Source organism: Acidovorax sp. 35-64-16 (assembly GCF_002281195.1).
GTDB classification, from domain to species: Bacteria; Pseudomonadota; Gammaproteobacteria; order Burkholderiales; family Burkholderiaceae_C; genus Acidovorax; species Acidovorax defluvii.
In genome coordinates, this window is sequence record NZ_NCFM01000064.1 from 1 (window position 1) to 9,985 (window position 9,985).

The 9,985-nt window shown below is 54.6% G+C and carries 8 protein-coding genes and 1 pseudogene; 4 read left to right on the top strand and 5 right to left on the bottom strand.

Annotation, left to right across the window (positions count from 1 at the left end; translation table 11 throughout):
- Positions 1 to 183: 183 nt before the first annotated feature.
- Positions 184 to 573: a hypothetical protein gene (locus tag B7Y64_RS18575; RefSeq protein WP_291329548.1), complete on the top strand. Its 390-nt coding sequence runs from the start codon at positions 184 to 186 to the stop codon at positions 571 to 573.
- Positions 574 to 622: 49 nt separating this feature from the next.
- Here B7Y64_RS18575 and B7Y64_RS18580 read toward each other — a convergent pair whose 3' ends face one another.
- The 5 genes and pseudogenes from B7Y64_RS18580 to B7Y64_RS18600 form a co-directional block, all read right to left on the bottom strand.
- Positions 623 to 1,042 carry a hypothetical protein gene (locus B7Y64_RS18580; RefSeq protein ID WP_291329550.1) on the bottom strand — a complete coding sequence of 140 codons (420 nt, stop codon included), beginning with the start codon at positions 1,040 to 1,042 and terminating at the stop codon, positions 623 to 625.
- 8 nt (positions 1,043 to 1,050) lie between these two features.
- Positions 1,051 to 1,332, bottom strand: coding sequence for a type II toxin-antitoxin system RelE/ParE family toxin (locus tag B7Y64_RS18585; protein WP_291329552.1), 282 nt, complete (start codon positions 1,330 to 1,332; stop codon positions 1,051 to 1,053).
- Positions 1,329 to 1,610 carry an antitoxin of toxin-antitoxin stability system gene (locus B7Y64_RS18590; protein WP_291329554.1) on the bottom strand — a complete coding sequence of 94 codons (282 nt, stop codon included), beginning with the start codon at positions 1,608 to 1,610 and terminating at the stop codon, positions 1,329 to 1,331. Before B7Y64_RS18590 ends, B7Y64_RS18585 begins: the two co-directional genes overlap by 4 nt.
- 401 nt (positions 1,611 to 2,011) lie before the next feature.
- Positions 2,012 to 2,350 (bottom strand): annotated as a pseudogene (locus tag B7Y64_RS18595) (arsenical resistance protein ArsH); the annotation flags it as partial.
- Between the two features lie 21 nt (positions 2,351 to 2,371).
- Positions 2,372 to 3,565: a helix-turn-helix domain-containing protein gene (locus B7Y64_RS18600; RefSeq protein ID WP_008903174.1), complete on the bottom strand. Its 1,194-nt coding sequence runs from the start codon at positions 3,563 to 3,565 to the stop codon at positions 2,372 to 2,374.
- A gap of 142 nt (positions 3,566 to 3,707) precedes the next feature.
- Between B7Y64_RS18600 and B7Y64_RS18605 the strand changes: the two genes are divergently transcribed.
- The 3 genes from B7Y64_RS18605 to B7Y64_RS18615 all read left to right on the top strand — a co-directional run bounded on the left by B7Y64_RS18605 (position 3,708) and on the right by B7Y64_RS18615 (position 9,616).
- The gene (locus B7Y64_RS18605) at positions 3,708 to 5,792 is read left to right on the top strand and encodes a PQQ-dependent dehydrogenase, methanol/ethanol family (RefSeq protein ID WP_291329558.1); all 2,085 of its coding nucleotides are present in this window, start codon (positions 3,708 to 3,710) and stop codon (positions 5,790 to 5,792) included.
- Between the two features lie 25 nt (positions 5,793 to 5,817).
- Complete coding sequence (locus B7Y64_RS18610; RefSeq protein WP_008903176.1) at positions 5,818 to 7,269, top strand: aldehyde dehydrogenase family protein; 1,452 nt, start codon at positions 5,818 to 5,820, stop codon at positions 7,267 to 7,269.
- A gap of 226 nt (positions 7,270 to 7,495) precedes the next feature.
- Positions 7,496 to 9,616, top strand: coding sequence for a TonB-dependent receptor (locus tag B7Y64_RS18615; RefSeq protein WP_082136990.1), 2,121 nt, complete (start codon positions 7,496 to 7,498; stop codon positions 9,614 to 9,616).
- The last annotated feature ends 369 nt before the right edge of the window (positions 9,617 to 9,985 follow it).

Sequence of the window (9,985 nt, forward strand, 5' to 3'; positions counted from 1 at the left end):
AGGAAAGTCAATGAAATCAACGATCTACCAACACCACCTCCGCGCCAGTGCTAGCTTTTCGTACCGTCACTTATTGCACTGAAAACGAGGAGACCCCTTGAGGTACTTCGCCGCCAGCTGCAGGCAGAGAAGTTCAAGCCGGCGCCGCGCAGAGAGCAAGCGCAGAAGGCGCAGGAGGCCGTGGTGGATGTTGCCGAAGAGGTGCGCCAGCCTGGGCCAGTGGTGCCTCAAGAGCAGGCGCCGCCAGTACCGCAGATTGAACAGCCACGCAGGGTGGAGAAAGATGCGGCCACCGAAGAAGCGCGCCGGTCCGAGTTGGAGCCTGTGGATACAGGCAACGCGGCCCTGGAGGCATTTTTGGAGGAGAACAAGGGGTTGCCAAGGCTTAGTCCAGAAAGGGCGCTGCATGGCACCGTGAAGGCCTCCTGCGGGCAGTTTGCAGTTCTGCACACAGGGCAGGGCAAGCACGGCCTGTATGAGTTCCCGCCTGAGCAGGGTGTGCCTGCTGTTGGTCAGTCCCTTGACCAGACGCGCAGGGCAGACGGTCGCGGAAATCGTCCGAGGATGCGCTGAAGCAACGTCTAGGGAGTGTTCTGAGGCCGACGACTGGCCGCAGGAAAATTCAACGCCAGCCCGCCTGTCTCCCGCGCAGAGCGTGGATATTTGCCATTTGCTCCGGGGTTGGAGGCTGCGCGAACGTCACAAACGCCGGGAAATTAGAAATCGCATCGCCTTCGATGAAGCTAACTCCATCCCGCTCCACAACGTACTCAGCCGGCGGCGATTCCTGTATCTCATGCATCTGCAAAATCTCACGGTGCGTGAGGTGTTGCAGATCTACCGCGTCGGCCAGAACGTCCTTTTCCTTGTTCACCTGGGCATCCAGATTGACTTGGAAATTGCCCCCGTCCAGCAATGCCTGGACTCTTTGCGGCCAGCCCATTTGCCAGCGGTTGGCGATGGACACGGCAATTGTCCCCATGCCCTCGATCCACATGGCCAGGCCAGGGCCGTAAACCTCCCGATTGCACAACGGTTCCATGTTTTTCCTTATTGGGCGGACGGCCATTGGCGGGCGGTATGCACCAGGGTCAATACCCAAACCGTGTCCCCGTCGATCTCGTACACCAGCCTATAGCTTTCATGCGGTATCAGCTCGCGGGTGCCTGAAATCTTGCCTGCCTTGCCCATCTTCGGATGCGCAGACAGCCTGGCGGCCGCATTGCTGAAAAGCTCATCCATGCGGACGGCCGCGCCGGGGTTGTCGGCCGCGATGTAGTCCCAAATGTCGGCGCGGTCTTGTTCCGCCTCTGGCGTCCAGACAACTATCACGCGTGGCCTGCCGCTACCTGGTTGCGCCTGGCAGCGAACGCGGCTTCAACTTCATCATTCGACCGGCCAAGGCCGGCACGCATCGAGGCGCGGCCGGCTTCGACCTTGCGCCGCAGGTAGCCCTCATATTCGCGGGCTTGGCGGCGCTGCTCGATGTAGCCGCGCATCAACTCGCGCACGACCTGGGACGCGGGCCGATCTTCGCCAGCCACCTCGGCCATGAAGTCGGCGCGCAGCTCCGGTTCCAGCTTCATCGTGAAAACGGCTTCTTTTGACATGGTGCGCTCCTTTCTAAAGGTACTAACAAAGTGTATACGTTATCAGTACCACGCGCACGCTGAAATTGTCTTGCGGGGCACGCTGAATTTGTCTTGTCGCCTATTCCTCCTGCGCATCGAGCAGCGGCCACAAAAGCAGCCGGCTTAGGCCGCTGGCCTGGTTCAGCAGCAAGGCCAAGCCCTGACCCATCGCCTCATCTGACGACCACTTGCGCAACAGGTGGCCACTCTCATTGCGGGCCACCAGGTGTGTCGTTTTCAGAAGACGGCTGCACTGAACGTCAGAAGCCGACTGCACTATAGCAGCGGAGGGGTTGGATCCATCAGGCAACGACGGGCTGCTGCCGGCGAGAAGCAGCCATCCATGAAACATATTTGTTCGTCTGCTTCCAGCTCAACTATCAAATAGATGCTTGATTCACGCGTTTCGATAGCTCCGCTGCGGTCTCTTTGCGCTCGCTGTAGCGGTCCACCAAATAAGGTGACACATCGCGTGTGAGTAGCGTGAACTTCACCAGTTCTTCCATCACATCGACGATACGGTCGTAGTAGCCGGAAGGCTTCATGCGGTTGTCATCCCCAAACTCCATAAAGGCTTTGGCAACGGAAGACTGGTTGGGAATGGTCAGCATACGCATCCAGCGGCCCAAGATACGCATTTGGTTCACCGCATTGAAGGACTGCGAGCCACCACAGACTTGCATCACAGCCAGCGTTTTTCCCTGCGTGGGTCGAACAGCTATTGAAAACGGCGGCTCAATTCAGCCTGAAGATAATCCATACTTGCGTATGCGACGGTATAAGGTGCCACGAGAAATGCCCAATTTTTGGGCTGTCTTGGCAATATTGCCATTGTGCGCAGCTAATGTGCTCTCAATAAGTTTACGACTACATTCACGCAGCGTCGCTGGCGTTTGTTGCTGCGCAGGATCTTCCGTTTGGACTTGATCGCTACACAATTCAGAGAGTGTCCTAGCAGGTGGTGAAATAAAACGTTGAGCTTGCTCGTCGTGGGACTGCAGCCGTACCTCTAGCCAAGCGAGTAATCCATTGGCTAACCGTAGGCTGTGTGGGCCATGATGGCGACTCAAATGCAGTAGTGTCTCTACCCCATGTCCGAAAAGATCTTCGACATGGCAGGGCATTGTTTCAGCGTTAGACACTCGACCTGCCAGACGCGCCCCAGAAGCATTGATCCAGACTACTGTGCCATCAGATGCTACGCCCGCTAGGCCTTGCAACGGTGTGTTTATTAAAGTAGGGGTCGTCTGGAAGCTCAATATCAGCAACTCATGTGATTGGGCTTGCAACAAAGTATTTTCAATGCTGGTTGCGTACTGAATAGCGAGTTGCAGGGCATCAAAGCCAAACGGCTGAGTCATCGCTGTCAGATCTAATACACCAGCCAAATTGCCCTGTACATCGCGAATAGGGGCTGCCGCGCAGTGTAGAGCTTGCAAGTCATCAAAGTAGTGCTCGCCGCCCATCACCGCGCAAGCTTGGCCTGTGGCTACAACAATACCGGGCGCTGTCGTCCCTGATGCACGCTCGGCCAGGTTAGAGCCTGGTCGACCCATGTGGCGTGTAGGTATGTCTACCTCGTGTTGCATGGCACTGACATACAGCATTACGCCGTCGCCATCAGTCAACAGCAGATTGACACCTGTGCCAGCTAACGATCGTTCCAGCGTTTCCAGTTCTGGCTGAGCTGCTTGTAGCAATCCACGGTTGTGTGCCAGCGTACTGTGTACCCGACTGGGGGTAACTGGATCAAAGGCCACATCACGCAAACGATCAGGGTGTTGGCGATAGCAACGCATCCAAGACTGAAACACCGCTTCGCTCACTAATCCGGAGGGACGTTGTCCCTCCTCGAAAAATTTACGGCGAGCCATAGCGATGCGCTCAGATGGCGTCGTTGCAAAAAGCTGGCGAGGTGCACTGGAAATGGACATAGCCGCCAATGTGTTCCATTACGGAACACAAATGCACTAGTGAAATCCCTGAGATGTCCAGACGCAGGTGCTGCGAGATGCTTATAGCGCCCGGGTGCACTGCCCGGTACTGATATGCAAAAAATTAAGGAGACGACACAACATGCTTTTTCGTACCCTTCCCGTCACACTTGCTGGCTTGGTTGCATTGTCCGTTTTCGCGCAAAACGGCACTAATCCTGTACAGCATGTGGACGAAGCTTTCATTCGCGCTAATGCCCAAAAAACGCCTGATTGGCCCACTATTGGCGTGGACTATGCTGAGACACGATATAGCCGTCTGAACCAGATCAATGCTGATAACGCCAACCAACTTGGCTTAGTATGGTCATACAACCTCGAATCTACGCGTGGTGTAGAAGCTACGCCTGTAGTTGTTGATGGCGTGATGTACCAGACTGCGTCTTGGAGTGTGGTGCATGCCATTGACGCACGCACTGGGCAGAAAATCTGGACTTACGATCCAAAAGTCGATCCCAAACGCGCGAAAGATGCCTGCTGTGATGTGGTTAACCGCGGCGTAGCGCTCTGGAAAGGCAAAGTCTACGTAGGTGCGTTCGATGGCCGACTGATCGCATTAGATGCAGCCACTGGCAAAGTAGTGTGGGAGAAAAACACTATTGAAGGCCACACAGGCCCCTACACCATCACTGGTGCACCGCGTGTTTTCAAGGGCAAGGTCATCATAGGCAACGGCGGTGCTGAATACGGTGTTCGAGGTTTTATCACTGCCTACGATGCTGAGACGGGAGAGCAAAAGTGGCGCTGGTACAGCGTTCCTGGAGATCCAGCCAAGCCCTACGAAGATGATTCAATGCGCTTGGCTGCCAAAACATGGGACCCAAGTGGCAAATACTGGGAAGCAGGCGGTGGCGGGACTATGTGGGACAGCATGGTTTTTGACCCTGAGCTAAACACTATGTATGTGGGGGTCGGCAACGGTTCGCCATGGTCAGCCAAAGCGCGTAGCCCCAAAGGGGGCGATAACTTGTATTTAGGCTCTATCGTGGCGCTAGATCCAGATACTGGTAAGTACAAGTGGCATTACCAACAAACGCCAGCAGATAACTGGGATTACACCTCCACACAGCCAATGATCTTGGCAGATATCAAGCTGGCAGGTAAGACGCGCAAAGTGATTTTGCACGCTCCTAAGAACGGCTTCTTTTTCGTTGTGGATCGTACGAATGGCCAGTTCATCTCTGCCAAGAATTTTGTGGACGTGACTTGGGCTAAGGGCTATGACAAGAAAGGCAGACCCATCGGCGTAGCAGCAGCGCGTGACGGTCGTGACCCGGATGCTGTACCTGGGCCCTTTGGTGCTCACAACTGGCATCCCATGTCATACAACCCAAACACTGGACTGGTATACCTGCCTGCGCAGCACATTCCCTTAGCCATGGTGGATGACCCTAAATGGAAGTTCAATGAACCACGCCCTATGGGATATGGCTCCGGCACTGGCTGGAATACAGCCATAACCATCCCAGCAGAACCGCCTAAAAGCCAGCCTATGGGACGTCTGCTGGCGTGGGATCCGGTCAAACAAAAGGAAGCTTGGCGTGTAGAGCACGTCTCCCCATGGAATGGCGGTACGCTGACCACTGCTGGCAATCTCGTATTTCAGGGCACAGCCGACGGGCGTTTCGTGGCCTATGACGCAGCTAGTGGAAAGAAGCTGTGGGAAAGTCCCGTAGGTACTGGTGTTGTGGCTGCGCCCAGTACTTATATGGTGGATGGTAAGCAGTATGTCTCAATCGCTGTGGGCTGGGGTGGTGTCTACGGCTTGTCAGGACGCGCCTCGGATAAGCAAATGCCTGGCACTGTTTACACCTTTGCACTGGGTGGAACAGCCAAGTTGCCAGAGTTCGTGGAGTACCGTATGGGCAAGCTAATACAGGGCGTGAAGTATGACCCTGCCAAAGTACCCGAAGGCACAGCTTTATACGTGGCCAATTGCTATGCCTGCCATGGCATGCCCGGCGTACAAAAAGGCGGAGCGCTCCCTAACTTGGCTTACCTAGATCCAGGCTACATCGAAAATTTGTCTACTTTCATCTTCAATGGTCCAGCGACTTCGCGTGGCATGCCTGACTTCACAGGCAAGTTAACAGATGACCAAGTCGACGCAATCAAAGCCTTCATTCAGGGCGTAGCAGACTCTATTCGCCCGCAAGCCGCGCAATAAAACCTATTTCTCTAGGAGACAAAGTATGACCATACAAAAACATCTCAAGTTCTATATCAATGGCCAGTGGGTAGACCCAGTAGTGCCCGCTACGCGCGATGTCATTAATCCCTCCAATGAAGAGGTTTGCGCACAAATTAGCATGGGCAGCGCAGCCGATGTAGACAAGGCCGTAGTCGCTGCACGCCGCGCCTTTGAGACATATTCACAAACAACCCGTGAAGAGCGCTTGGCGTTGCTGGGCAAAGTACTAGAGATCTATCAGAGTCGCTACGAAGACATTGCGCGTGCTATTTCTACCGAAATGGGAGCCCCGCTGTGGCTTTCACGTGCTGCACAGGCTGCTGTCGGCGTGGCGCATCTGCAGGTGGCGATGGCTGTGCTCAAAGACTTCCAGTTCGAGCGTATTCAGGGCACCACAGCCATTTTGCACGAACCAGTCGGCGTAGTTGGCATGATCACACCATGGAACTGGCCCATCAACCAGTTCATGTGCAAAGTGGCACCCGCATTGGCTGCAGGCTGCACCATGGTGATTAAGCCATCTGAAGTATCCCCGCTCGACGCTCTTATCATGGCAGAGGTGATGGATGCAGCAGGCGTACCACCTGGCGTTTTCAATCTGGTTAATGGCGATGGTCTAAATGTAGGCGAGGCTATGTCGCGCCACCCTGGCATTGACATGATGACCTTTACAGGTAGCACCCGGGCTGGTGCCGCTGTGGCAAAGGCATCGGCTGACACCATTAAACGTGTAACGCAGGAGCTGGGAGGCAAGTCCGCCAACATCATCCTTGATGACGCCGATTTGGAAATAGCAGTAACACAAGGTGTGATCGGCTGCTTCACCAACTCAGGCCAAAGTTGTAATGCGCCTACGCGAATGTTTATCCCACGCACAATGCAAGAGCGTGCCAAGGTTGCCGCCAAAGCTGCCGCTGAATCTGTTGAAGTTAGTGAAGCACTGGCAGACGTAACGGGCATGCCTATTGGGCCTGTAGTCAACGCCACGCAATTCGAAAAAATTCAGGGTCTGATTCAGCGAGGTATTGAAGAGGGAGCCACATTGGTAGCAGGCGGTACAGGCCGTGCAGGCGGCAGAGAAAAAGGATTCTTTGTTAAACCGACAGTATTCGCTGACGTGACCAACAATATGACTATCGCCCGTGAAGAGATCTTTGGTCCAGTGCTGGTGATGATTCCCTATGACACAGTTGAGGATGCCATACGCATGGCCAATGAAACAGCTTATGGCCTCTCGGGCTATGTGCAGTCAGGGAGCATAGAGCGGGCACGCAGGGTAGCCGCTCGGTTACGCACCGGTATGGTTCACATTAATGGTGCAGGGCCGGACTTTACTGCGCCTTTTGGCGGCTACAAGCAGTCAGGCAACGGCCGTGAATGGGGGGAACACGGCTTCCGTGAATATTTGGAAGTCAAGTCCGTCATGGGTGCGGTGCAGCAAGCATCTACATGAAGTTTTAGATAGCGCAGCTAGAGCTCTACAGCAGTTGAGCCCTGGGAAGGCTGTTGCTAGTAAATCGCTCTAAGAACGCGTGCAAACAATCTGCTTTTGCTTGAACAGAGATCGTCCACGCGTTCTTAGCGAACCTATAGGTAGTGCATCTTGCACTGCCTTAGAAATCATAGATCTTAGAGATGACTTTCTGCTTGACTCCAAGCAGCACAACCCCTGTTTTAGCATGCATTCTTTTTCTCGTACGGTATTAAGTCACGCCGTTTTCTTATTCCTTGGCAGCCTCTACATGGCTGCTTCTGCCCAAACCGTTACTGATAACTTGCCCATTCTGCAAAGCATTGAGATTCGCTCTGCCACAGGCGTTTCTAGCTTGCAGACTCTGCCAACCTCTGCAACTGTGGTGGATGGTGAGCAAATCCATGACCGCCAAATGCAGGTCAACCTCTCTGAGAGCCTGAGCGGCGTACCTGGCTTACAAATCAAGAATCGCCAGAACTATGCGCAGGATTTGCAACTGTCTATGCGCGGATATGGCGCGCGCTCGACGTTTGGCGTGCGCGGCGTGCGTCTGTATGTAGATAGTATTCCCGCCACCATGCCTGATGGCCAAGGCTCGCTGTCCCACATCGACATTGCGAGTATTGAACGCATCGAAGTCCTACGTGGCCCCTACTCGGTCCTGTACGGTAATTCTGCGGGTGGTGTAGTCAGCGTGTTTACCGAAACGCCTGAAGGCAAGCCTTTTGTCGAAGGCGGCGTGAACTTTGGCAGCGATGGCCAAAAGCGCTTGGCAGCCAAGGCTGGCGGTCAAACTGCACAAGGCTTGAGCTATTTGGTCAGCGCCAGCCGTTTTATGACCGATGGCTACCGCGACCACAGCGCAGCCGATCGTAACACCGCCAATGTGAAGCTGAGCACCGCTATTGGCAACGATGCGCGCTTGACGATCACGGCCAATACGATGAAGTCAGATGCCCAAGACCCCCAAGGTGTGTCTTTCACCGATTGGCAAAACAACCCGCGTGGCGTGTCCAGCGGTACTTTGCAATACAACACCCGCAAATCTCTGGAGCAAACCCAATTGGGCGCTACTTATGAGCGCAAGCTCAGTGGCATGCACAGTGTGGCTTTGACGGCTTATGCCGGCCACCGCTCCATGGAGCAATACCAGTCGATCCCCAAAGCAACGCAGCAAAAAAATGTGCGCCATGCAGGCGGCATGATCGATATGTCGCGTGACTATGCAGGTCTGGATGCACATTGGACCGGTAAGTTCACCGATGCCCCCGTGCCCGTGACTGTGACTGCCGGCTTGGCGTTGGATCGTGTGGTGGAAGACCGCCAAGGCTATTACAACTTCAAGGGCGAGCAACTGGGTGTGCGTGGTGCTCTCAGCCGTAATGAAGAAAACACCATCACCAATGTGGACCCTTATGTCCAAGCTTCGTGGAAGCTGGCCCCTACCTGGACGCTGGATACCGGCCTGCGTTACAGCCATGTGAAGTTTGAGGCTAACGATAAGTTCATCAACGCAGACAATCCTGATGACTCCGGCAATGCGTCTCACCACAAGGCACTGCCAGTGGTGTCGCTGTCACACGCACTCACGCCCAATGACACCGCGTATATCAGCATTGGTCGTGGCTACGAAACGCCTACGTTCGCTGAACTGTCGTACCGCTCCAAGTCTGAAGGCGGTTTAAACCTGGCACTGCAGCCTAGCGTCAGTGACCAAGTGGAACTGGGTTTCCGCCAGCGCCTGACAGGTTCCGTCAAGGGCATGTGGAGCGCGGCTGTGTTCCATTCATCAACTGACAACGAGCTGATCTCTGACAGTGCCAACTCTGGCGATGGCCGCACCGTGTATCGCAACGCGGGCAAAACACGCCGCATGGGTGCAGAACTGCAAGCCGATGTGCGCCTGAGCCCCAAGTGGACTGTGCAAGCGGCTTACACCTATCTGGATGCCACTTTCCGTGAGCAAACAGGCAGCGCGGCCAAGGGCAACCAGTTGCCTGGCATTTCCAAGCAAAACCTGTTTGTAGCTGCCAACTACCAAATCACACCTGAATGGCGCGCTGGTATTTCTGCACAGCACGCCAGCAAAGTGTTTGTGAACGATGCCAACGCAGAAGCAGCACCTTCGTTTACCGTGGCTGGTGCCAGCGTGGGCTACACCAAGGACTTGGGTGCTTGGACACTGAATGCCTTTGCACGCTTTGATAACTTGTTTGACCGCAAGTATGTGGGCTCTGTGATCGTAGGCGACAGCAACGGCCGTTTCTATGAATCAGCGCCTGGCCGCACTTGGGCAACGGGCGTGAACATCCGATATAACTACTAAGAAGAAGTCTCTGCACAAAACGATATCGAGTGCAATAGTGCTTTAGAAGTTTAAAGTTCTTCTATGTCAGACCCTCAAAATGCCTGCGCCTCGCGGGCATTTTGCTTTTATCTGAAACCTGTCATTGAGGTTTGGCTGACGACATACTGGGCATGACTTCTATTCGGCTGAAACCAGTACTCCGACTTGCAAACATGTCAGGCGGCAATCGTCTTTGCCTAGATGACTGCTATGTGGTTATGACCGGATGCTCGCAAGGAGGCAACGGGAGACAGCAATCGCTGCTTATGTAGAGCTCTCCATAAGCAGCGTTATGCACAGTGCTCCGTTATGAGTAGCCTGCTGGGCGCTCGTGCGAGATCTCCCTGG